Source organism: Legionella drancourtii LLAP12 (assembly GCF_000162755.2).
GTDB lineage: Bacteria > Pseudomonadota > Gammaproteobacteria > Legionellales > Legionellaceae > Legionella > Legionella drancourtii.
The window spans coordinates 162,325-184,793 of record NZ_JH413847.1; the positions used below are offsets into that span (position 1 = coordinate 162,325).

Below are 22,469 nucleotides of genomic sequence, written 5' to 3' on the forward strand. Positions count from 1 at the left end.
TTATTAGATGACCAACGTCGACCATTAAATGAAGAGCGGATAGCCCGTTATCATCATTTATTGCGTTTGAATCAGGATCATCTTGAGATGGCATAATTGTCGTAGTCGTCAAGCAAGCCTTATTCTTACATTCCGCGGCTTGTCCGCGGAGTAGGTGGCGCGAAGTGATGGATGAGGGGCTTATTGTGGCAAGTACATTTTAAGTGTCCTTATCAACCATCTTCATCCACCCAGTCTACGTTTTGTCGCTGTATATCCCCTCATTCGTGCGATACCCCTTGAACTCGAAGCTAAAGTGTTAGTACACTAGACTTTTGGCCTTCTCTAAATATCATGAACTTAAATACCGTCGCTGCATTACTTGCCCAATCATGCCAGATAAATGCTGAAATTACTGGCGTTTGTACTGACAGCCGCGAACTCAAGCCGGGTAGTTTATTTATTGCTATTCAGGGGGAGCGTTTTGATGGGCATGATTTTATTAAAGAGGCAGAGGCTCAAGGTGCTTTAGCTGCTGTGGTGAAGTATGCTGTTGACGGCATAACGATCCCGCAATTTGTGGTTCCGGATCCTTTACACGCGTTAGCTAAAATTGCAGCGGCTCATCGTCACAATATTCATTGTCCTGTAATTGCATTGACTGGCTCAAATGGTAAAACGACGACTAAAGAAATGATTGCCGCTATTTTACCGGTGCCATCGCATGCGACCAAAGGCAATTTAAACAATCATATTGGGGCTCCATTAAGCGTGTTGCAGTTGACTAGCCAGCACCGTTATGCGGTTTTTGAGTTGGGCGCCAACCATCCAGGCGAAATTAGCCACACTGTAGCTATCGTACATCCTGATGTGACTTTAATTACTAACATTGCTCCAGCCCATATCGAAGGTTTTGGTTCCATTGATGGTGTTGCACGAGCTAAGGGCGAAATCCATCAAGGCTTATCCACTAGCGGGATCGCGGTCGTGAATGACGATGATGCGTATGCGCATTTTTGGGATGATATTTTGGTGGATAAGAAGACCTTACGTTTTTCTATTGAACACCCTGCAGAGGTTTATGCTCAAGACATCCATCTAGATGCCTATGGTTGTGCCCAGTTTTCGTTGATATTGCCCAATGGTCGTATTGATACTCAACTACAGGTTCCTGGATTACATAATGTTCGTAATGCCCTGGCTGCTGCAGCTTGTTGTCATGCCGTGGGTGTGGCGATTAAAGACATTCAACATGGATTAAATAATTTTGGCGGTGTCAAAGGACGTTTAATGATTCTTTCTGGAAAAAATCAATCCACCGTAATTGATGATACCTATAATGCTAATTTACGTTCAGTCTTGGTTGCTTTAGAAGTTTTAGCGGAACGTCCAGGTAAAAAAATCTTTGTATTTGGCGATATGGGTGAATTAGGTGCATGGGCTACTCAGCATCATCAAGAAGTAGGGCTTGCTGCGCGTCGCTTGGGAATCGATTTGTTATTAAGTTGCGGTTCGTTCAGTAAATTGGCTACTGACTCCTTTGGTGCCGGAGGGGAGCATTTTACGAATCAGGAACTTCTGGCACAAAATCTGATCGAAAAGTTATCTCCTGATACAGTTGTCTTAGTAAAGGGATCGCGATCTAGTGCTATGGAAAAAATTGTGAATAAACTGCTTAATTGATGCCGTAGGTGTGTGATATGCTTGGCCACTTTTTTGCCCATGGACCTGGGTTTTTCTGGTTTTTGCTAAAAAAACCCTATCCCTCAGGAGGGATTTTATCGGGGTAATGCAAGACTATTGGGATGGATCTTAGGCACTACTATACTTAACGAGAGGAATAATTATGCTCTACTGGCTAACGCAGTTATTTCAAGGACAATATCATGCGTTACGTGTTTTTCAATATCTGACATTCCGCTCCATTCTGGCAGCATTAACGGCGCTTCTCGTGGGCTTACTTTGTGGTCCATTGACTATTCGTTGGTTACGTACGCTACAAATCGGCCAGATGGTTCGTGATGACGGTCCGCAATCGCATTTATCGAAAGCCGGCACGCCAACCATGGGTGGCGTATTGATCCTCTTGGCAATTACCGTGAGTTGTTTGCTCTGGGGGGATTTGCAACAATCCAGTTTATGGCTTGTGCTTTTAGTAACGTTGGGCAATGGGGTGGTGGGCTGGGTTGATGACTACCGCAAATTAGTACTAAAAAATAGTAAAGGCTTGCCTGGTCGCTGGAAGTTTTTTTGGCAGTCAGTTATTGCCTTGATCGCGGTTATTTATCTATATATGAATGCGACTTTGCCAGTACACACCCTGTTAACGGTACCTTTCTTTAAATCAGTTACTGTAGGATTAGGTATTTTCTTTCCTGTCCTGGCTTATTTTGTGATTGTTGGCAGTTCTAATGCTGTTAATTTAACGGATGGATTGGATGGCTTGGCAATTATGCCAATTGTCATGGTTGCTGGTGCTTTGGGGATCTTTGCTTATGCCTCAAGTAATGCAGTACATGCGCATTATTTAGGTATTCCTTTTGTTCCTAACGAAGGAGAGTTAACGATCTTTTGTGCTTCCATTGTCGGTGCAGGGCTTGGTTTTCTTTGGTACAATAGTTACCCCGCGCAATTATTCATGGGCGATGTCGGTTCTCTCGCTTTAGGTGCTGCTCTGGGAATAGTTGCTGTTGTTGTTCGCCAAGAACTGGTATTGTTAATGATGGGGGGGTTGTTTGTTATTGAAACGTTATCAGTTATTTTACAGGTAGGGTATTTTAAATACACTCATGGTAAACGCTTGTTTCGTATGGCACCCTTACATCATCATTTTGAATTAAAAGGTTGGTCTGAACCGAAAATCATCGTTAGATTTTGGATTATTACTGTTGTATTTGTGTTATGCGGATTGGCTACTTTAAAACTACGATAGGCAAGGTGCATCCATGAAACATCCTTTATATTTAGTTGCTGGCTTGGGTAAAACAGGATTGTCGGTAGCGCGCTATTTGCGTCGAACGAATAAACCGTTTGTTGCCTTTGATACGCGCCCACAAGCGCCAAATTTAGCTGAATTTACCGCCGAATTTCCTGATGTCACCGTTTATGTGCAACATGTTCCTGAGGATGTCCTTGGTCAATTAACTGATATTATTGCCAGTCCTGGGTTATCGTTAGATACTCCTTTGTTACAATATGCCCTGCACGCAGGTATTTCTGTTTATGGCGACATCGAATGCCTTGCTCGTGAAATTCACGCCCCAGTGATTGCGATTACGGGCACTAATGGTAAATCGACAGTAACTACTTTAGTTGGGGAAATGGCTAAGGCTGCTGGTTATAATGTAGCGGTGGCGGGCAATATTGGTATGCCAGTACTTGATATGCTTGAGGATGAACATCAATATGATTTATGGGTTCTAGAGTTATCCAGTTTTCAATTAGACCTAACTTCTTCCTTGGCGCCAGTTGTGGCAACCATCCTTAATGTCTCGCCAGATCATTTAGACCGGCATCACTCGATGGATGCTTATATACGCGCGAAGCAACGCGTCTATCATCACGCGCAAGTTGTTTTGTTTAATCGTGATGATGCCTATACAGAGCCAGCAGGTCAGGTGATACGTGCTATTTCTTTTGGTAACAATCAGCCGGCCACAGAAGATTGGGGCTTAATCAACCAAGAAGATAAAATCTATCTGGCACACGGCAACTCTTGCTTTTTAGCCACAGAATCGGTATTAATTAAGGGAGTACATAATTGGCTCAATGCACTTGCCGCATGTGCTCTAGCGGATGCTGCGGGTATTCCCCGTCAGTATATTATCAGTGTACTGACTACTTTTTCAGGTTTATCTCATCGCTGTCAATGGGTGCGAACCTTAGATGGCGTTGAATGGATTAATGACTCAAAAGGGACCAATATTGGTGCAACAATCTCCGCAATTAATGGAATAGGGGGCTCTATGCAAGGACGGATTGTGCTTATTGCTGGTGGACAAGGAAAGGGTGCTGATTTTAGTGAATTGGCACAACCGATTGCTGATTTTGTACGTTCTATAGTTTTAATTGGTGAAGATGCTGATAAAATTGCTGCCGCATTGGCTGATGTAGTGCCGATTACTCGTGCTTCATCACTTGATAATGCGGTTGCAGTGGCGAAGACTCAGGCTAAGCCAGGTGATGTTGTTTTATTATCACCAGCTTGTGCTAGCTTGGATATGTTCCGTGATTTTAATCATCGTGGTGAACTGTTTACTTCTCTTGTCGGTGGATTGTAACGCTATGCGACCAAGACACGTCAATCAACGAGGTAAACCAGTTAGTCGACCTATTTCTCTTTATGATAAATGGTTGATTGGCGTTGTCATGGGGTTGTTGATTATTGGCTTGATGATGGTTGCTTCAAGTTCAGTAATGATTTCTACTAAATATTTTCATCAGCCCTTTCATTTTCTAATTCGTCAATCCTGCTATTTATTTGCAGGTTTCATGGTGGCCTTAGTGGTGATTCGTACCGACAGCAGTTTTTGGGAACGGATTAGCATGCCCATGTTGGTTATTTGTTTGTTTATGTTGCTGATAGTCTTAGTCCCTGGTATTGGTCGTACGGTTAATGGAAGTCGTCGCTGGCTGGCTTTAGGGCCTATCGGTATTCAAGTATCTGAGCTGGCTAAATTAACGATGATTTTTTATCTTTCTGGCTATTTGGTGCGTCAGCAAAAAGCAGTCAGTGACAGTATTGTTGGTTTCATTAAGCCAATGATGATTTTGGGTTTAGTGTCAGTGTTGCTTTTGCGTGAGCCGGATTTTGGCGCCACCGTGGTTATTTCTGGCACCGTCATGGCCATGTTATTTTTAGCAGGGGTTAAATTACGTTATTATATAGGTTTGTTGCTGGTGGTAATTGGGGCACTGGCTTTTTTAGCGGTTTCCTCTCCTTATCGTCTTGCGCGGTTAACCGCATTCTTAGATCCTTGGGCGGATCAGTATAATAGCGGTTACCAGTTGACGCAGTCCCTGATTGCTTTTGGTCGTGGGGGGTGGTTTGGTGCCGGTTTGGGAGAAAGTATTCAGAAATTATTGTACTTACCCGAAGCACATACAGATTTTTTGTTTGCTGTTTTAGCAGAAGAATTAGGTTTGGTGGGCATTTTAACGGTTATTACCCTATACACTATCTTAGTGATCAGGGGGATGACTATTGCGTATAATGCTTATCTGCAGGATCGTTTATTTGCCTCATACACGGCTTATGGCCTGACTTTTTGGTTAGGTTTACAGGCGACCATCAATATGGGTGTTAATTCGGGCTTGTTACCGACTAAAGGGTTAACTTTGCCACTGATGAGTTATGGTGGTGCAAGTATGGTAATTAATTGTGTGGTCATTGCATTATTATTGCGCATTGATCATGAAAATCGTTGGCAGTCGCTCGGATTGAAACCACTGTCAGCATAAGGGGGAATTGTGAGCAATTCAGGACAATTTGTATCTCCACGGATGGGGCGAGTAGAACAAATTCATTTTATTGGAATTGGCGGTGTTGGTATGTGCGGTATTGCTGAAGTATTGCATAATCAAGGTTATCGTATTACGGGCTCAGATGCTGGCGAAAGTAGTACGGTACAGCGGTTAAAATCTTTAGGTATTCCTGTTTACCTTGGCCATAAGGCTGAGCACATGCAAGGTGCTGATGTCGTAGTTCGTTCTTCAGCGGTTGGCATGAATAACCCTGAAGTGGTTGCGGCACGTGAGCAGCTGATACCGGTGATCCCGCGTGCGGCGATGCTTGCTGAGTTAATGCGTTTTCGTCATGGTATTGCTGTGGCTGGAACGCATGGTAAAACGACAACAACTAGTTTGGTAAGCAGTTTACTGGCCGAGGGTGGGCTCGATCCAAGTTTTGTGATTGGTGGTAAATTAAATAGTGCCGGAGTCAATGCAAAACTTGGGCAATCACCTTATTTTGTTGTTGAGGCTGATGAAAGTGACGCTTCATTCTTATTCCTTAAGCCGATGATGGCCATAGTGACTAATATTGATGCAGATCATATGAGTACCTATGAAGATAATTTTGATAAATTGAGAACAACGTTTCTTGAGTTTTTACATCATTTACCGTTTTATGGTTTAGCGGTAGTTTGTACTGATGATCCTGAGGTGCGTAATATTCTGCAATCGATTGAGCGTCCTACCTTAACTTATGGGTTTAATGACGAAGCGCATTATCGCGCTGTTGATTGGACACAGAATGAATTGCTTAGTGAATTTACCGTAGCGCGACCCGCACCTTATCCGCCATTAAATATTTGTTTTCAATATCCTGGTCGTCATAACGTATTGAATGCTTTAGCCGCAATTGCCATTGCCACGGAACTCGGTGTTAGTGATGCCGCGATTGTTAGTGCTTTAGCTAAATTTCAAGGGGTTGGTCGTCGTTTCCAGATGTTGGGCGAAAAACACTTTGAGAGGGGTTCTGCGCTTGTTGTTGATGATTACGGTCATCATCCTCAGGAAATTTTCTCTACTATAGATGCTTTTCGTCGTGTGTGGCCAAATAAACGCCTAGTTCATGTGTTTCAACCACACCGTTACAGTAGAACCCAATCTTTACACGATCAATTTGTCGATGTATTAAGCCTTTCTGATAAACTATTTTTGTTTGATATTTATTCTGCTGGAGAAGCGGCTATTCCTGGAATAAGTAGTGAAGGTCTAGCGCAAAAAATCAGAGGTAATGATAAGAATGTGACGATGGTAAATGAGCAGTCGCTTAAAATGCAACTTGATGAATTTATTCTAGATGGTGATGTGATTTTAATCCAAGGTGCGGGAAATATTGGCCAAATTGCTGTGAACTTGATGCAGGAAAAGTGAGAATCAATATGAGTACAGTGGAAAATGAGTGTGAATTAACAGCTGAATATCAAGGGACATTGCTTTATAATGAGCCTTTGGCAGAATACACAACCTGGCGTGTTGGTGGGCCTGCAGCCAAGCTTTATAAACCCGCTCATGCCGCTGATTTGGCGTTATTCTTACGTAATTTGCCTGAAAGAGAGCCCTTATTATGGTTAGGTTTGGGTTCCAACTCATTAATTAAGGACAATGGTTTTTCCGGTACGGTGGTCTTGACTCAGGGATGTTTAAAGGAAATTAATCTGTTGAGCGCGCAGACAGTAAAAGTGGATGCCGGCGTGTCCTGTGCGAGTATGGCGCGATTTTGTGCACGTAATAATCTGTCTGGTGGCGAGTTCTGGGCGGGAATCCCTGGTACTATGGGGGGGGCCTTGCGTATGAATGCAGGCTGCCATGGCGGTGAAACCTGGCAATCTGTTGTTGAGGTGCAGACTATAACGCGCAGTGGTGAAATTAAAATACGCAAACCAGAAGAATATGAAGTGGCTTATCGGCATGTTTCTGGACCAGCAGATGAATGGTTTATTTCTGCTACGTTTAAATTACTTGCTGGCACCAAAGAGACTTCACTGCAAGTCATTAAAGATTTATTGGCACATCGAGCAAATACCCAACCTACAAGTGAATGTAACTGTGGTTCGGTATTTAGAAACCCTCCTGGTGATTTTGCGGCACGACTTATTGAGTCTTGTGGTTTAAAAGGATTTAGTATCGGCGGCGCTATGGTTTCGCAAAAACATGCTAATTTTATTATCAATCATCAAGGTTTAGCAACAGCCGCTGATATTGAAGCCTTGATTCATTTGGTGCAAACTAAAGTTCGTGAGCAGACAACAATTGAGTTGATGCGCGAAGTACATATTATTGGAGACTCTTAAATGCCTAAGCCTATCAACCTGGTGCTACTTTATGGTGGAAAATCTGGAGAGCATGAAGTTTCATTGGTTTCAGCAGCGTCTGTTCTTGCCAATTTAGATGTGGAAAAATACCACATTATTCCTGTTGCTATGGATAAAGACGGGCTATTTTATGTGCACCAGTATGAGGATTTATTAGCGTATAAAGATAAGCTTCCTGTAGTGACGGAGCGTTCTAAGTCTTTAGATAACTTACTGATCAATGGACGCTTGGCTATTGATGCTGAAGTTGTTTTTCCTGTAGTTCACGGTCCTTTATATGAAGACGGTTGCTTGCAGGGGCTGTTGGAATTAGCGGGTGTTGCTTATGTAGGCTGTGATGTATTGTCTTCCGCTATCGGTATGGATAAGGATATGACGCGAAGAGTCGCCTGCATCGATGGCTTAAAATCAGCGCGTTATAAACTGTTATCATGGCATGCGCCTTTGTCTGAACGACAACGTTTTTGTCAGGATGTTGCTGCAGAATTTGGTTGGCCTTTATTTGTTAAGCCTTGTGCTATGGGGTCAAGTGTAGGCATCCATAAAGCCAAAAGTATGGATGAGCTTGTTGTCGCTGTGGATGATGCTCTACGTTATGACGAAGAGATTTTGGTTGAGTCGTTTGTTGAAGGCCGTGAAATTGAATTATCAGTGCTTGAAAGCGCAGTGCCTTCTATGGCGCCGAGAGTGAGTGTTGCTGGTGAAATTCGCGTACACCATCCTGATGGTTTTTATTCCTATTCTGCAAAATATCTGGAGAGCAATCAAACTGATTTGCTTATTCCTGCTGCGTTAAGTACTACCTTGCAAGCAGAGTTAAAACAAGCGGCGGCAGATATTTTTACTCGCTTAAAATGTAAGGGTATGGCGCGAATTGATTTTTTTGTTAATGATAAGACGGAAAGTATTTATTTTAATGAAATAAATACCTTGCCTGGTTTCACCTCCATCAGTATGTATCCAAAACTGTGGCAGGAAAGTGGTTTGGCTTATCCTGATTTGCTTGATGAGTTAATTCGTATTGCAATGGTACATCAGAATTGTCGTAAACATTTAGTAACTAACTACCTGTGAGAGCGATGACGAATAATAGGGATAATGACTCTGGGAACTTACGCTATGTTTTCCTGCTCTGGGGGCTAATTCTTAGCGCCCTATTTTTAGCTGGGCGCCTGGGTTATTATTACTTGTCTAATGCCGATTATTTTCCAATTGCTACCATCAAGGTTGCGGCAAGTTATGAACATGTTAGTCATAAAGAATTAGAAAATGTATTAGCTCGCTATGTAGGGGACAGTTTTTTTGCCTTACCGGTGAGCGCATTGCAAAATGAATTAAACGCAATGAACTGGGTTGATACGGCAACTGTAGAGCGCGTATGGCCGGATACATTAAAAATAAAACTTGTTGAAAAAAAACCGGTAGCGAGTTGGGGTAATGCGTTAATGACCGCCGATGGTAAACTCTTTAATGAAGGCGTTATTCCTCTGGGTATGCACCTGCCGCAATTAAAAGGACCGCTATCTCAACAAGCAGAAGTCTTACAAGTTTACGAAAAATTGAGTAAGATATTATCAAAGTACGGATTGAATGCTACTGGACTGCATTTAAGAGATAACCAATCCTGGGTATTATTAATGGATAACAATGTAAAAATATACTTAGGAAAGAACGAGTTAGAAGCACGGTTGCTGCGTTTTTGTAAGGCATATCCTGCAGTTTTTGCTCCAAAAGCAGATCAACTGGCAAGCGTGGACTTACGCTACCCGCGTGGTATGGCAGTGCAGTGGAAACAACAAACGGAACGATAATGGCAAAAAAAAATAAGAAAAAAATAATTATCACTGGCTTGGACATAGGCACTTCAAAAATTATCGCGCTTATTGGCGAAGTAACGTCCGATGGAACTATAGAAATAATTGGGATTGGCCGTCATCCTTCTCGTGGTTTAAAACGAGGAGTGGTAGTCGATATTGAGGCTACGGTTAATTCCATACAACGTGCAGTACAAGAAGCCGAATTAATGGCGAATTGTGAAGTGCGCACCGTTTATGCGGGTATAGCGGGCAGTCACATTCGCAGTTTAAATTCGCATGGGATTGTGGCGATTCGCGATAAAGAGGTGTCGCAAGCTGATGTGGAACGTGTTATTGAAGCCGCCAAGGCGGTAGCAATTCCTGCTGATCAAAAAATCCTGCATATTTTACCCCAAGAATTTGTCATTGATTATCAAGGTAGTATTCGCGAGCCTATAGGTATGGCTGGGGTTCGACTTGAATCACGAGTTCATTTGGTGACCGGCTCTGTGAGCGCGGCGCAAAATATTGTGAAGTGTGTACGTCGCTGTGGCTTGGAGGTAAGTGATATTATTTTGGAGCAATTGGCCTCAAGTCATGCGGTACTTACTGACGATGAAAAAGATCTTGGTGTTTGTCTGATTGATATCGGTGGTGGTACTACAGACATTGCGATTTTTTCAGAAGGCGCAATACAGCATACCGCTGTAATTCCAATTGCCGGAGATCAGGTAACTAACGATATTGCTATGGCATTACGAACCCCGACTAAGGCTGCAGAATCAATTAAACTCAATCATGCTTGTGCATTACCTGAATTAGCAAATGTTAATCAAATGCTCGAAGTTGCCAGTGTGAATGATCGCCCAGGTAGAAAAATTTCCGCGAAAGCACTCTCCGACGTAGTGTCTGCGCGCTATGAAGAATTATTTACTTTAGTGCGTAATGAATTACGTCGTAGTGGTTTTGAAGACAGAATGGCTGCAGGGATTGTTATTACTGGTGGTGCTGCAAATGTGCATGGGGCTATTGAGCTTGCAGAACTTTGTTTTGAGATGCCAGTAAGAAAAGGCTACGCTCATCATGTAGCCGGTTTAGCCGAGGTTACTGAAAATCCCTCTTTTGCAACGAGCGTAGGATTATTGCTGCACGGTTTTCAACAGCAATATGATGCGCGTTATAACGTTCCTAAAATGAGTGAAAATCCAAAGGGCATGTGGCTACGCATGAAAGAATGGTTTCAAGGAAACTTTTAAGATACAGGTAACTATAAACTTTGTGTGGATTGCACATAAAGAAGAGGAAATTTTTAATAGTTACTATTACAGAATGAACATATGGGGAGCACTGTTATGTTTGAATTAATGGAAGGCCAACTGCAAGGCAATAACGCGGTAATTAAAGTTGTTGGTGTTGGTGGCGGCGGCGGTAATGCAGTTGAGCACATGGTTGCAGAAAATATCGAGGGTGTTGAGTTCATCTGCGCCAATACAGATGCTCAAGCCTTAAGAGCATCTAAGGCAAAAATTCACATTCAATTAGGTGATGAACTCACTAAAGGTCTAGGTGCTGGCGCAAACCCACAAATTGGACGTGAAGCGGCAGAAGAAGATCGTGAACTGATTAGGGAAATGTTAACTGGTGCGGATATGGTCTTTATTACCGCCGGAATGGGTGGTGGTACTGGTACTGGCGCGGCGCCCGTATTTGCTGAAATTGCTAAAGAATTAGGAATATTAACTGTTGCGATTGTAACAAAGCCATTTTCCTTTGAAGGTAAACAACGTGCATTAGCAGCAGACGATGGTATTCGCCGTTTAGCCGAGCATGTTGATTCATTAATTACTATTCCTAATAATAAATTACTTAGTGTTTTGGGTAAAAATATTAGTTTGTTGAATGCATTTAAAGCGGCCAATAATGTATTACTTGGTGCTGTGAAAGGAATTTCCGATTTGATTACGCGTCCAGGTTTAATCAACGTCGACTTTGCAGACGTGCGCACAGTAATGTCTGAAATGGGTATGGCCATGATGGGAACTGGAAGTGCCGTAGGTGAACAACGAGCACGTCAAGCAGCTGAAGCAGCAATAGCATCACCCTTATTAGAAGATGTGAATTTTTCTGGTGCGCGCGGAATTTTAGTTAATATTACTGCCGGCCTGGATATGTCGATTGGTGAGTTTGAAGAAGTCGGCGATGTTGTTAAAGAATTTATTTCTGACGATGCTACAGTAGTGGTTGGCACCGTAATTGATCCTGATATGAGCGAAGAAATGCGAGTCACCGTTATTGTTACTGGCTTAGGTGATGCAAGACAACGTCATCAACAAACACAGCCACAACAGGCTCATCGTGCGCGTCTGATTGAAACGATGAGAAGTGATGGTTCGTTTGATTATGATGAACTGGACAGACCCGCTGTAGTGCGCAAACAAGCGCATTCATCTGTTGCAACGTCAGGTGTTAGCAGAAGCAATAATGGTGACCACATTCCTGATGTAGATTATCTTGATATACCTGCTTTTTTACGCCGCCAAGAAGAGGCGTAATTATTTTTAACAAATGACTGCAGTTCAACCGCAGTCATTTGTGTAATCCTATGGAAACGACTTCACCCAAGTTATAAAAAAATAGACTAAGTTATAAATTGTTGGTAAAATCGCTGAGTTTTTTGCGTGCAAAATTAAAAATATTAAGAGGAACGAGGATCAAGGTGAGCACTGAATGATAAAACAACGAACTCCTAAAAAGGTAATCCAGGCTACTGGCGTAGGATTGCATTCCGGTGAGAAAGTGCTTTTAACCCTAAGACCTGCTCCTGTTAATACAGGTATTGTTTTTAGACGAGTGGATCTTTCACCGGTTGTAGAAATTCCAGCATCCTATGAGTTTGTTGGTGATACTATGTTATGCACCACGCTCCATCATGGTCAAGTTAAAATTGCTACCGTGGAACATTTACTCTCCGCTTTGGCTGGTTTAGGTATCGATAATGCCTATATTGATGTCAATGCGCCTGAGTTGCCGATTATGGATGGTAGCGCAGCACCATTTGTTTTTCTTATTCAATCGGCGGGTATTCGTGAGCAAAATGCTGCTAAGCGCTATATTCGTATTACCAAGCCTATTCGTGTAGAGGATAACGGTAAATACGTTCAGTTTTATCCTTATAATGGCTATAAAATTTCCTTTACTATTGATTTTGATCATCCCGCTTTTAATGACAAGCCACAAACAGTAAGTTTTGATTTTTCAACAACTTCTTATGTGAAGCAAGTGTGTCGTGCACGTACTTTTGGTTTTCTTTCTGATTATGAAAAATTACGCGAATGCGAGTTGGCCAAGGGCGGTAGCCTAGATAACGCGATTGTTGTTGATGATTACCGCGTCCTTAACGATGATGGACTGCGTTTTGAGTCAGAGTTTGTAACACATAAGGTTTTGGATGCTATTGGCGATCTTTATCTGTTGGGCTCTAGTTTAATTGGCGCGTTTGAAGGATACAAATCAGGTCACGAGCTGAATAATCGCTTGCTACGTGAATTAATGGTCAGGCAAGATGCCTGGGAATATACCTATTTTGATGCAGAAGATTATCTTCCGGTAATGCATACTGAATTTTGTCCTGCTGAAGCGTAATATCTGTTTTTCTCAAGTGAATTGCGGCTCAATGCTGATTGAGCCCATTATTGGCAAAGGAGTTGCATTCATTATGAAATTTAATATAAAACTTTTTACTCTTGCCTTACTGTGTAGTTCATCTGCTTTTTCAGTAGGTTCTGCGGCCACAAAAACAGCAACAGATACCGCGCTGCATCTGGATTGGCTCGATACTTCTGTTTCGCCTGCCCAAGATTTTTATGCTTATGCTAATGGAAGTTGGCAAAAAAATAACCCAATTCCTCCTGAATATGCAAGTTGGGGTAGTTTTCATATTGTTAGTGAAAAAATGCAGGATATTATTCATCAAATGCTGATCAAGGCTGCGGCAAACACGCAAGCTAAGCCAGGCAGCATTGAGCAAAAAGTAGGGGACTTTTATTATAGCGGTATGGATGAGGCGCGTATTAATCAATTAGGGATTAAGCCTCTGCAAGCAGAGTTTGAGCGTATTAATGCGCTCAAAAACTTAACTGATTTACAAAGTGAAATAGCCCATTTGCATCAAATAGGCGTTGATGTATTTTTTGATTTTGGCAGCATGCAAGATTATAAAGACAGTAACAAAATGATTGCTGGCGCAGTCCAGGATGGCCTTGGTCTTCCTGATCGCGATTATTATTTACAAGATACTGCCAAGTTTAAATTGATTCGTGATGCTTATGTAATGCATATGACGAAGATGTTTGAGTTATTAGGTGATGCTCCAGTAAAAGCAGCCGCTGAGGCAAACACGGTCATGAAATTAGAAACGCAATTGGCACAAGTTTCTATGTCACAAGTAGAGCAACGCGATCCACATGCGATTTATCACATTATGAATAAAGAGCAATTAGCGCAAATTACCCCAGATTTTTCTTGGCCCGCTTATTTTGCTGCGATTGGTCAAGCTCAGCTTCAAAATATAAATCTGGGTATGCCCGCTTTTTTTAAAGGTCTGAATGAGCAATTAAAGACCGTACCACTACAGGATTGGCAAATGTATTTGCGATGGCATTTAATCAATGCTTTTGCTAGTTATTTATCAAAGCCCTTTGTGGATGAAAACTTTAAGATGGTTACTGTTTTAAGCGGTAACGAGAAAATATTACCACGTTGGAAGCGTGTTGTAGCTACTGAAAATGGCGCTTTAGGTTTTGCTATTGGTAAAATGTATGTTGATCATTATTTTTCTGCCGCAGCGAAAAAGCAAGCATTAGATATTCTAAAAAATATTCGTTTTGTTTTACATCAAGACATCAGTAGTTTAACTTGGATGACACCAAATACTCGGCAAGCCGCGCTGAAAAAATTAGATTTAATGGAAGAACGTATCGGTTATCCAAGCAAGTGGTGGGATTATTCTTCTTTAAAAATTGATCGCGGCCCTTACGTATTAAACGTAATTCGTGCCAATCAATTTTTGGTGAAACGTGATCTTAATAAAATTGGCAAGCCAATAGATCGTAGTGAATGGAGCATGACGCCACAAACAATTAATGCCTATTATGCCCCTTCGATGAATAATTTGAATATTCCTGCGGGAATTTTACAAGCACCATTTTTTGATCCCAACGCCCCTGCTGCAGTGAATTATGGCGCTATTGGCTTTGTTATGGGACATGAGATGACTCATGGATTTGACGATCAAGGCGCACAATTTGATGGCCATGGTAATTTAAAAGATTGGTGGACGACCAGTGATTTAACTAAATTTAAAGCGGCAACCCAATGTATTATTGATCAGTTTTCACAATACGTGGTAAATGGCGATACACACATACAAGGAAAATTAGTGGTTGGTGAGGCTACCGCTGATTTAGGCGGCATTATGTTAGCCTATCGAGCATTTCATCATTCTGATGCATACAAAAATGCAAAAATTATTGATGGTTTTACTCCTGATCAGCAATTCTTTTTAGGAACGGCCCATGTTTGGGCAATGAATATAAGACCTCAGCAATTACAAACGCAAGTTACCACGGATCCTCATCCGCCTGCAAAGTATCGCGTTAATGGCAGCTTGGCAAATCTTCCTCAATTTCAATCCGCGTTTAAGATACCGGATGGGAGTCCTATGGTGAATAAATCACGTTGTGTTATTTGGTAATGAGAGCGCGCTCCTTAGCCAACCGCAAGTCGTGATAAACAACAATTGCATCTTATGTGCGCATTAGGTAGACTGTCTGCGCATTTGGCTAGTGTAAAAAACAATTTGGAGAGCGCTTTATGACTAAAGAAGAAATGATTTGTCGCATTGTACGTTTTGTAACTCAAAAACCTAGTGCACAAAAAACTTGTTGTAGCTAATGGATTCTGACTTATCTGCGGTATTAAGTTACCGAAATCCGGCTGTAATCACTTATTTTTGCCACCACCATCCTGAGTTTATGATACCGCAAGGAGAGGCGTTATTTGCGGATTTATTGGGGTGGATGTGGCTGAATAAGCAAAGAGCGCAGCAAGGGAAGAAAACCTACCTCTTTGGTCCCTTACTCGAGCTTGATTTACTATGGCATGTTTTCATTTTACATACTCGAGATTATGTCCAGTTTTCAATGCACTATTTTGGGGCTTATTTTCATCATGATGTGGAGCCAATCGGTTTTGAACATATGATGGAGGAAAATGAATTACGTGATTATTTGCATGATTGTTTTCACTATCTAGGCGAAGAATGGGTGGCGCGACGTTTTACGGATGCATTTCTTTAAGCGTGTTATGCAATGACTAATCCTTGTCATCTTTTTTAAATAAAGCTCACGCATATTTCTTAAGGTCATTCAGCCAAATGCAGCAATGCTTTTTGTAATGGCTCGTAGTTGCACTGTTGGCTTTCGCTGATAATGGTTGCTTTGGCTTTTTCCGATAACAGATGTGTTTTTTGTTGAGCAGGCTTTTCATAGCTTATTACAGGCTCAACAACGGCTATTTTAATTGATGACAGTTGGTACATGCCGGCTTCTTTACGCAGCTTATCGCGCAATTCGGGAATGGCATAGCGTAATTGCGAGGCCCAGGCCGCATTGCTGGTCGTTAGAATCAAACAGCCCTTATTAAAACTACCTACGTTGCATTCACCAGCCAAATCTTTGGGGAGTAATTGTGCTAATTTGCTGGATAGCTCTTCTAATTGAACAGAACGCTGGCAGAGTTCGGCAAGTTGTTTATTCAGGCAACGATTAATGGAACGCATCATATTTATCTTTATTTAAGCAGGAACTGTTATAGAATAGCAAATTAATGGGAAATGCAATATTATATTTTTTGTATTGATAAAGCATTATCCTCTTCATAGCAGGAATTTCAAGGACCATAGGTGATTCATGATTGAAAATTTAAACGACAAGAATGTTGTCTACTTTACCCGATTACACTGGATTATATTTTTCTGGCCTCTATTCGCATTATTTGCGGCTTTAGCACTTGCCGCTTATGTTCCTCAATTACGTGAAGTTGGTTATGGTCTTATTGTTTTTGCCTTAGCATGGGTATTTATGACCTGGGTTACTTATTATTTTTCCTCGCTGACGATTAAGACCAACCAAGTGATCTTACGCACCGGGGTGGTGGTACGACAAACGATTGACATTCCATTGAGTAAGATTGAAGCAATTGACATTCGTCAATCGATTCTAGGCAGTATTATGAAATATGGTATGGTATCGATTACGGGGACAGGGGGGACGCGACGAGTCATTAATTATTTACATAATCCGTTAACGTGTAGACGTTACATCGAACAGTTAATGACTGAGTTGCATAATAATACTTAAGCGGAAGTCGTTGGTTGCGTTGTAACCCGGGAAGGCTATCCCGGGTTATTATTAATTAAGCCTTTTAAATCTTAGCCAGTAGTTCGCTGCGTGTTCTTTCATCAACAAAAGCTGCTTGAATTGCCATGCGGGTAATCGCATTCATCGTTTCATCACTGTAGTCATAAAACTCTTGGACACGTTCATACTCTTGACCTAGTGTAGTGCTCATAAATGGTGGATCGTCTGAGTTAATACTGACTTTTATGCCGGCATCATAAAATTGGGGGAAAGGGTGGTGAGCCATATCTTTGAATAGGCCCAAAAAGATATTACTAGTAGGGCAAAGCTCTAAGGCAATGTCTTTGTCTTTTACCATCGCCATAGTCTCTGGGGAGTAAATTGCATTAACGCCATGCCCTATGCGGCGAATAGGTAGGTTTTCCATGGCTTCAACCATCCCACTTGCAGGGGCAAATTCACCTGCATGAACGGTACAGGCCAAGCCCGCATCTGCAGCAATAGCGTAGGCTCTCGTGAATAATTTCGGTGGGAATTTGGCTTCATCACCGCCTAAGCCAAAACCAGTAACACAGGGGAAACGATCTTTATGAATTTGTTGGGCTACACGTTCGGCGGCCTCTGCACCAAAGTGGCGTACTGCGGTAACAATAATTCGCCCGACGATGTCGAATTGTTCTTTGGCATCGTTAATTGCTTGTTGAATGGCGATTAGGTGCTCAGCCGAAGGAATACCGCTGGAACGCTCCGCATGATCAGGGGAATACATCATTTCTACATAAATGGCATTCTCAAGCGCTCGCGCTCTTAGGTAATCAAAGGTAATATCATAATAATCCCGGGGCGTTTTTATTAAGCCAGCAAGGGTGTCATAGACATTGAGAAAATCTAAAAAATCTTTGGATAAATAGCTTGTTCCATTAGGAGCAATGAGTCCATCTGGCAGGGTTAATTTATTGCGCTGAGCCAGCATTACCGCCAATTCAGGGGTAAATGAACCTTCTAAATGAACATGCAATTCTGCTTTTTTTAAACTCATTTTTTAGCCTCTGCTTTCTTTAAAGAAGAGCTAATGGTAACTTAGATAAAAAAGTTATAAAATAGTTGTTTTAAGAACGCGCGAATTTTGGACGAGTTATGAATACAAACGATATAGATAAAGCTTATGTAAGTCCTTATGATAAATTTTTATTTGAATTTGATGCGACTCATGGCAAATCAGAATCACAAATGAAAGAAATTACGAAGCATGCGCGTCTTGCAAAGATGCGTGATGATAAAAATTATAAAAATGAAGTGGGCGAGATCTGGGAAAATTTCTAAGCCGTTTTGGATAATCTGTAGGTTGGGTCATTGACCCAACGGCAGTGCTCATCAGTAATCCGGCTATTTACCAAGATTTTGACCTCGTTCATTGAGGAACAGATCGAGTATAGACAAGGTTAAAATTCCCCTTTATCCCTTTCCTTCCTCAATCTATTTATTATCCCAAAAACCAATGTAACATCTTATACGATAAGATGGTCAAAATAGACGCGGCAGGTAAAGTCAGTATCCAAGACATAAAAATGTTGCGAATAACAATGAGATTTAACGCACCAATACCACGTGCCAAACCAACACCGAGCACCGCACCCACTAATGTTTGCGTCGCGGACACCGGGATCCCGGTACTGGTTGCTACTACAACGGTTGTTGCCGCAGAAAGAGTGGCGGCAAATGCACGGCTAGGTGTCAACGCAGTGATTGCACTGCCTACGGTTTCAATTACTTTTCTACCATACATTAATAAGCCGGTTATTACTCCAAAGCAACCTAATAAAATAATCCACGCTGGATAGTTATTGGCATTAAAGACTTGATTGGAGTGCATAACCAAACTATGAATAATGGTTAGTGGTCCAACAGCTAACGCCACGTCGTTGGAACCGTGAGCAAAAGCCATCGCACAGGCTGTCATGGCCATCAACACGGCAAAATATTTTTCCACTTGAATGAAGCGTTCTCTACGGCTAATGCGTGGATGTTCGGGAATACGGCGGATAATGATCATCCCAATCACCGTAATAATGATACTGGTTGCCAGTGTTACTGCTAAATTTTGTTTGAAATTCAGGTGAATGTTAAAGTGGTTTAACCCTTTAAAGACGGTGATAAACGATAAAATAGAGCCAATTAAAAAGAGATAAATGGGAATGTACAGCTTCGCTTTGGCCAAAGGATTACTTTTGACAAAAATTGTTTGTTGGATACTAATGAATAAAGCATAAGCGGTGATCCCAGAAATCATCGGTGAGGTAATCCAACTGATGGCAATGCGGCTCACTTGATTCCAGTGAATCGCATCGGTACCAAGCACTACAGCGCCAAAACCAACCATTGAGCCTACTAATGCATTGGTGATGGATACTGGGACCCCAATATAACTGGCAAGGTTCATCCATATGGTGCATGCCAATAATACCCCCAGCATGCCTTCAACCAGAATTAATGGTTGTCCAGATAGTTGAGTGGTATTAATGATCCCATCACGCATGGTTTCAGTAACTCCGTTGCCGCCTAAAAATGCTCCGGCGAATTCAAAAATAATTGCAATTAACATCGCTTGTTTCGCGGTAACCGCTTTTGAACCCATGGTGGTACTCATGACATTGGCTAAATCATTGGCACCAACCCCCCAAGTCATTAAAAAACAAAGAACAATAGCAATAGAAAGATATAAAACTGAATGATCCATAAGAATTTATTACCGAGCGATTAGAATTTGTAGTCGACTACCCACTGTTTGGGCATTATCGGCCAAGTCATCGATCCATTGGACCAACTTATAAAGGAAAATTGTATCTATAGCAGATAAATCGTGTTCGATTTCAAAAATGCGATGTCTGACTTCAGCCAGGAGTTCGTCACTTTTATGTTCAATTTCATAGAGGGTCATAATCATTGCTTCAACGATTTTCACCTCAGAACCTCTGAATCCAGTTTCTAGCAACTCATCAAGTTCATTAATTGCATTACATGCTTGTTTGGATGCATCCAGACAGCTGTGTAGAAATGGCATAAACAGCGGGGTGAGTGCCTCAGGAATCGTCATTTGGCGGCTGATAATTAAACTGGCAATATCTTCTGCCTTGTTGGCAATGCGATCTTGTGCGCTAAGCAATTCCAATAGGTCTGTGCGTGATACTGGCAAAAAGAGCCCCGTAGGCAAATGAAGACGAAGATCGCGTTTAATGAGATCTGCCTCTTTTTCCAAAGAAACTATCTTGTTTTTAATATTGGTCGCAGTCTGCCAATCTTTTTTTAATACAGCTTCAAAAAACGGGTAGAGCTGTTTGGCGCACTGGTGTACCTTGCGCATGTGTTGTTCTATAGGCCTTATTGGTGAAGGACCAAACATATTAAATATGCTACCCATCTATGATCTCGGTAAAAAGATTTTGGTGAAGTATACCCAATCTTTTATAGGAACAAAACCATTGATTGTTCATATTGATGCTACAATTGAAAATATTGGGTGTTTCAACGTGTTTTCAACGTGTTTTAAGGATAGATAATTGCCGCTCAAAGTGTGTAAAACACATTCATAAGGAGTTTTAGGATGAAACGTATAGGATTTATTGGTTTATTATTTTTCGCAAGTCAGGTCTTTTCCCAAACCGTAATTACCAAAGTTATTCAATTGCAGTATATCTCTGCCGCCCAAGCCATTAAGTTAATGCAACCTTTAATGCAAGCAGGGGAACAGCTTAGCGGTTCCGGACAAACCTTAATTGCCAAAGTAAGCCCCCAATCCTTAACGCAAATCAGGACTGTGCTCCACCAAGTTGACGTGCCTCCAGTTACTTTCAATATTTCTGTTTATCAGGGCGATCCCCAATGGCTTAGTAGTCAAAATGATAATTCAGTGACCTACAGTACCCAGACGCAGTCGCAAATGTTGCAAAATCAATCAGTGCGGGTAATGAGTGGCGAGTCCGCTTTGGTTACGATGAATCAAGAAGTACCAATCGTCAGTTCGGTTGGCGCCGGCTATTTTACGGGAATTGCTTATCAGCAACATCAAATTAAAAATGGTATTTTAGTTCTGCCGGTGTTGCGAGGTTCGCAAGTACAATTAACTGTACGCCGTTTGCGTGAGCAGGCAAATCCCGCCGGTGGTCAACAATTTGATAATCAAAAAATAGATACCACTTTGATGGTGCCATTAAATAAATGGGTTTCTTTAGGGAGCCCGGAAGGGGCACAACAAACTGATAATTCGTCTACCTATTACACGGCGGGGAATACGTTTGCGCAACAGTCAACTTTGTATATACGGGTGAGCATTATTAGTGGTGGCACTCAGGTAAATGGTAGTGGAACTAATGGGGTTAATGGGGCTAATGGATGGTGATCTATAAATGTATCGCATGTTTATAGTATATACTTAAATTTAGACAATAGTCTTTTTGAGGAGGCAGCATGGCAATAATAAATTCTTTCGCCAATCATTTGCTGATCGCAATGCCTTCACTACACGATCCCAACTTTGAAAAAACAGTTATTTATGTTTGTGAACATCGTGAAGAAGGCTCTGTCGGCTTAATTATTAATCGACCAATGCAATTTTCTTTATCTATTGTATTTGAGCAATTAGAAATCGACCCCATTCGTGTTGAACAAAGCCATTTACCTCTAATGTTTGGCGGTCCTATACAACCAGAACGTGGATTTGTTGTTCATAAACAATCAGGGGAATGGCGATCGAGCTTGTTTTTGCAAGAAGACGTGACGGTAACAACTTCAAATGATATTATTCGCGCCATTGCTGAAGACAAAGGTCCAAAAGAGGTTTTGGTTACTTTGGGTTATAGTGGCTGGGTAGAAAATCAATTAGAACGAGAAATTATGGATAATGTCTGGTTGGTTTGCCCCTATCGTTCCGAAATTCTTTATGAAGTTCCCTACGAAGATCGTTGGGAATATGCAGGCTCAACTTTAGGTATTAAAATGAATCAATTAAGCGAAAGTGTCGGTCATGCCTGATGGTGTTTATCTAGGTTTTGATTTTGGCTATAAACGCATCGGCGTTGCTGTTGGGCAGCGTCTGACCTGTAGTGCCTCTCCTTTAGCAACGATTAGTGCGCAAACAGGGGTTCCCGATTGGACGGTCGTTGCCAAAGTAGTCGCGCAATGGACGCCTCAAGCATTAATTGTTGGTATTCCTACCTGCATTGATGGACGTGAACAATACACCACTTCGGCTGCGCGTCGTTTTGCTAAAGAATTGCGTAAACGCTTTACTTTGCCTGTGCACTTAGTTGATGAACGGTTGACTACAGTTGAGGCGAGGGGGCATCTTTTTGCGCAAGGCGGTTATCGAAAAATCAAACAGACTGAGGTAGATAGTATTGCGGCTTGTGTTATACTTGAGCAGTGGCTGCAATACCCTTAAATGAGGTTGAACGAGACTT

Annotated in this window: 22 protein-coding genes; 18 read left to right on the forward strand and 4 right to left on the reverse strand. The window is 41.8% G+C overall.

Going from position 1 to position 22,469, the window contains the following annotated elements:
* Positions 1 to 333 precede the first annotated feature (333 nt).
* The 13 genes from LDG_RS15520 (at position 334) to LDG_RS15580 (ending at position 15,951) form a co-directional block, all read left to right on the forward strand.
* Entirely contained in the window at positions 334 to 1,662 is a 1,329-nt protein-coding gene (locus LDG_RS15520) for a UDP-N-acetylmuramoyl-tripeptide--D-alanyl-D-alanine ligase (protein WP_006872387.1), read from the forward strand.
* 163 nt (positions 1,663 to 1,825) lie between these two features.
* Positions 1,826 to 2,911 (forward strand): phospho-N-acetylmuramoyl-pentapeptide-transferase, encoded by a 1,086-nt coding sequence (mraY, locus tag LDG_RS15525; protein ID WP_040536217.1) that lies wholly within the window; start codon positions 1,826 to 1,828, stop codon positions 2,909 to 2,911.
* Positions 2,912 to 2,924: 13 nt separating this feature from the next.
* Positions 2,925 to 4,259: a UDP-N-acetylmuramoyl-L-alanine--D-glutamate ligase gene (gene murD, locus LDG_RS15530; RefSeq protein WP_006872390.1), complete on the forward strand. Its 1,335-nt coding sequence runs from the start codon at positions 2,925 to 2,927 to the stop codon at positions 4,257 to 4,259.
* 4 nt (positions 4,260 to 4,263) lie between these two features.
* A complete protein-coding gene (gene ftsW, locus LDG_RS15535) occupies positions 4,264 to 5,439 on the forward strand; it encodes a putative lipid II flippase FtsW (protein ID WP_040536220.1) in 1,176 nt (391 codons plus the stop codon).
* Between the two features lie 9 nt (positions 5,440 to 5,448).
* Positions 5,449 to 6,858 carry a UDP-N-acetylmuramate--L-alanine ligase gene (gene murC, locus LDG_RS15540; RefSeq protein WP_040536223.1) on the forward strand — a complete coding sequence of 470 codons (1,410 nt, stop codon included), beginning with the start codon at positions 5,449 to 5,451 and terminating at the stop codon, positions 6,856 to 6,858.
* 8 nt (positions 6,859 to 6,866) lie between these two features.
* Positions 6,867 to 7,778, forward strand: a complete 912-nt coding sequence (gene murB, locus LDG_RS15545; protein ID WP_040536225.1) for a UDP-N-acetylmuramate dehydrogenase — start codon at positions 6,867 to 6,869, stop codon at positions 7,776 to 7,778.
* On the forward strand, positions 7,779 to 8,873 hold the full coding sequence (locus LDG_RS15550; RefSeq protein WP_006872394.1) for a D-alanine--D-alanine ligase family protein: 1,095 nt from the start codon (positions 7,779 to 7,781) through the stop codon (positions 8,871 to 8,873).
* A 5-nt stretch (positions 8,874 to 8,878) separates the two neighbouring features.
* Positions 8,879 to 9,610: a cell division protein FtsQ/DivIB gene (locus tag LDG_RS15555; RefSeq protein ID WP_040536228.1), complete on the forward strand. Its 732-nt coding sequence runs from the start codon at positions 8,879 to 8,881 to the stop codon at positions 9,608 to 9,610.
* Complete coding sequence (gene ftsA, locus LDG_RS15560) at positions 9,610 to 10,851, forward strand: cell division protein FtsA (RefSeq protein WP_006872396.1); 1,242 nt, start codon at positions 9,610 to 9,612, stop codon at positions 10,849 to 10,851. The genes LDG_RS15555 and ftsA overlap by 1 nt, the downstream gene beginning before the upstream one ends.
* 96 nt (positions 10,852 to 10,947) lie before the next feature.
* Positions 10,948 to 12,147 (forward strand): cell division protein FtsZ, encoded by a 1,200-nt coding sequence (gene ftsZ / locus LDG_RS15565; RefSeq protein ID WP_006872397.1) that lies wholly within the window; start codon positions 10,948 to 10,950, stop codon positions 12,145 to 12,147.
* A gap of 175 nt (positions 12,148 to 12,322) precedes the next feature.
* Positions 12,323 to 13,237: a UDP-3-O-acyl-N-acetylglucosamine deacetylase gene (gene lpxC / locus LDG_RS15570; protein WP_006872398.1), complete on the forward strand. Its 915-nt coding sequence runs from the start codon at positions 12,323 to 12,325 to the stop codon at positions 13,235 to 13,237.
* 73 nt (positions 13,238 to 13,310) lie between these two features.
* A complete protein-coding gene (locus LDG_RS15575; RefSeq protein ID WP_006872399.1) occupies positions 13,311 to 15,347 on the forward strand; it encodes a M13 family metallopeptidase in 2,037 nt (678 codons plus the stop codon).
* Between the two features lie 199 nt (positions 15,348 to 15,546).
* Positions 15,547 to 15,951, forward strand: a complete 405-nt coding sequence (locus LDG_RS15580; protein ID WP_040536231.1) for a glycine-rich domain-containing protein — start codon at positions 15,547 to 15,549, stop codon at positions 15,949 to 15,951.
* 65 nt (positions 15,952 to 16,016) lie between these two features.
* On the opposite strand, the gene LDG_RS15585 is transcribed toward LDG_RS15580, so the two are convergent.
* Positions 16,017 to 16,433 (reverse strand): DciA family protein, encoded by a 417-nt coding sequence (locus LDG_RS15585; protein ID WP_040536234.1) that lies wholly within the window; start codon positions 16,431 to 16,433, stop codon positions 16,017 to 16,019.
* A gap of 130 nt (positions 16,434 to 16,563) precedes the next feature.
* Here LDG_RS15585 and LDG_RS15590 point away from each other — a divergent pair, with 130 nt between their 5' ends.
* On the forward strand, positions 16,564 to 17,013 hold the full coding sequence (locus tag LDG_RS15590; protein WP_006872402.1) for a PH domain-containing protein: 450 nt from the start codon (positions 16,564 to 16,566) through the stop codon (positions 17,011 to 17,013).
* A gap of 64 nt (positions 17,014 to 17,077) precedes the next feature.
* Here LDG_RS15590 and LDG_RS15595 read toward each other — a convergent pair whose 3' ends face one another.
* Positions 17,078 to 18,052, reverse strand: a complete 975-nt coding sequence (locus LDG_RS15595; protein ID WP_006872403.1) for an adenosine deaminase — start codon at positions 18,050 to 18,052, stop codon at positions 17,078 to 17,080.
* 98 nt (positions 18,053 to 18,150) lie between these two features.
* On the opposite strand from LDG_RS15595, the gene LDG_RS15600 reads away from it, so the two are divergent.
* Positions 18,151 to 18,336, forward strand: a complete 186-nt coding sequence (locus LDG_RS15600) for a CBU_0585 family protein (RefSeq protein WP_006872404.1) — start codon at positions 18,151 to 18,153, stop codon at positions 18,334 to 18,336.
* 160 nt (positions 18,337 to 18,496) lie between these two features.
* Here the strand turns inward: LDG_RS15600 and LDG_RS15605 are convergent, their stop codons facing one another.
* Together LDG_RS15605 and LDG_RS15610 are read right to left on the reverse strand one after the other, a co-directional pair.
* The gene (locus tag LDG_RS15605; protein ID WP_006872405.1) at positions 18,497 to 19,750 is read right to left on the reverse strand and encodes an inorganic phosphate transporter; all 1,254 of its coding nucleotides are present in this window, start codon (positions 19,748 to 19,750) and stop codon (positions 18,497 to 18,499) included.
* A gap of 9 nt (positions 19,751 to 19,759) precedes the next feature.
* Entirely contained in the window at positions 19,760 to 20,431 is a 672-nt protein-coding gene (locus LDG_RS15610) for a TIGR00153 family protein (protein WP_040536236.1), read from the reverse strand.
* A gap of 183 nt (positions 20,432 to 20,614) precedes the next feature.
* Here LDG_RS15610 and LDG_RS15615 point away from each other — a divergent pair, with 183 nt between their 5' ends.
* The 3 genes from LDG_RS15615 to ruvX all read left to right on the forward strand — a co-directional run bounded on the left by LDG_RS15615 (position 20,615) and on the right by ruvX (position 22,450).
* Positions 20,615 to 21,409, forward strand: coding sequence for a hypothetical protein (locus tag LDG_RS15615; protein WP_006872407.1), 795 nt, complete (start codon positions 20,615 to 20,617; stop codon positions 21,407 to 21,409).
* Between the two features lie 68 nt (positions 21,410 to 21,477).
* The gene (locus tag LDG_RS15620) at positions 21,478 to 22,041 is read left to right on the forward strand and encodes a YqgE/AlgH family protein (protein ID WP_006872408.1); all 564 of its coding nucleotides are present in this window, start codon (positions 21,478 to 21,480) and stop codon (positions 22,039 to 22,041) included.
* Positions 22,034 to 22,450, forward strand: coding sequence for a Holliday junction resolvase RuvX (gene ruvX, locus LDG_RS15625; RefSeq protein ID WP_006872409.1), 417 nt, complete (start codon positions 22,034 to 22,036; stop codon positions 22,448 to 22,450). Before LDG_RS15620 ends, ruvX begins: the two co-directional genes overlap by 8 nt.
* Positions 22,451 to 22,469: the final 19 nt, after the last annotated feature.

Coding starts and splice junctions, on each gene's coding strand:
- LDG_RS15520 (WP_006872387.1), top strand. CDS start 334: ATGAACTTAAATACCGTCGCTGCATTACTTGCCCAATCATGCCAGATA.
- mraY (WP_040536217.1), top strand. CDS start 1,826: ATGCTCTACTGGCTAACGCAGTTATTTCAAGGACAATATCATGCGTTA.
- murD (WP_006872390.1), top strand. CDS start 2,925: ATGAAACATCCTTTATATTTAGTTGCTGGCTTGGGTAAAACAGGATTG.
- ftsW (WP_040536220.1), top strand. CDS start 4,264: ATGCGACCAAGACACGTCAATCAACGAGGTAAACCAGTTAGTCGACCT.
- murB (WP_040536225.1), top strand. CDS start 6,867: ATGAGTACAGTGGAAAATGAGTGTGAATTAACAGCTGAATATCAAGGG.
- LDG_RS15550 (WP_006872394.1), top strand. CDS start 7,779: ATGCCTAAGCCTATCAACCTGGTGCTACTTTATGGTGGAAAATCTGGA.
- LDG_RS15555 (WP_040536228.1), top strand. CDS start 8,879: ATGACGAATAATAGGGATAATGACTCTGGGAACTTACGCTATGTTTTC.
- ftsA (WP_006872396.1), top strand. CDS start 9,610: ATGGCAAAAAAAAATAAGAAAAAAATAATTATCACTGGCTTGGACATA.
- ftsZ (WP_006872397.1), top strand. CDS start 10,948: ATGTTTGAATTAATGGAAGGCCAACTGCAAGGCAATAACGCGGTAATT.
- lpxC (WP_006872398.1), top strand. CDS start 12,323: ATGATAAAACAACGAACTCCTAAAAAGGTAATCCAGGCTACTGGCGTA.
- LDG_RS15575 (WP_006872399.1), top strand. CDS start 13,311: ATGAAATTTAATATAAAACTTTTTACTCTTGCCTTACTGTGTAGTTCA.
- LDG_RS15580 (WP_040536231.1), top strand. CDS start 15,547: ATGGATTCTGACTTATCTGCGGTATTAAGTTACCGAAATCCGGCTGTA.
- LDG_RS15585 (WP_040536234.1), bottom strand. CDS start 16,433: ATGCGTTCCATTAATCGTTGCCTGAATAAACAACTTGCCGAACTCTGC.
- LDG_RS15590 (WP_006872402.1), top strand. CDS start 16,564: ATGATTGAAAATTTAAACGACAAGAATGTTGTCTACTTTACCCGATTA.
- LDG_RS15595 (WP_006872403.1), bottom strand. CDS start 18,052: ATGAGTTTAAAAAAAGCAGAATTGCATGTTCATTTAGAAGGTTCATTT.
- LDG_RS15600 (WP_006872404.1), top strand. CDS start 18,151: ATGAATACAAACGATATAGATAAAGCTTATGTAAGTCCTTATGATAAA.
- LDG_RS15605 (WP_006872405.1), bottom strand. CDS start 19,750: ATGGATCATTCAGTTTTATATCTTTCTATTGCTATTGTTCTTTGTTTT.
- LDG_RS15610 (WP_040536236.1), bottom strand. CDS start 20,431: ATGGGTAGCATATTTAATATGTTTGGTCCTTCACCAATAAGGCCTATA.
- LDG_RS15615 (WP_006872407.1), top strand. CDS start 20,615: ATGAAACGTATAGGATTTATTGGTTTATTATTTTTCGCAAGTCAGGTC.
- LDG_RS15620 (WP_006872408.1), top strand. CDS start 21,478: ATGGCAATAATAAATTCTTTCGCCAATCATTTGCTGATCGCAATGCCT.
- ruvX (WP_006872409.1), top strand. CDS start 22,034: ATGCCTGATGGTGTTTATCTAGGTTTTGATTTTGGCTATAAACGCATC.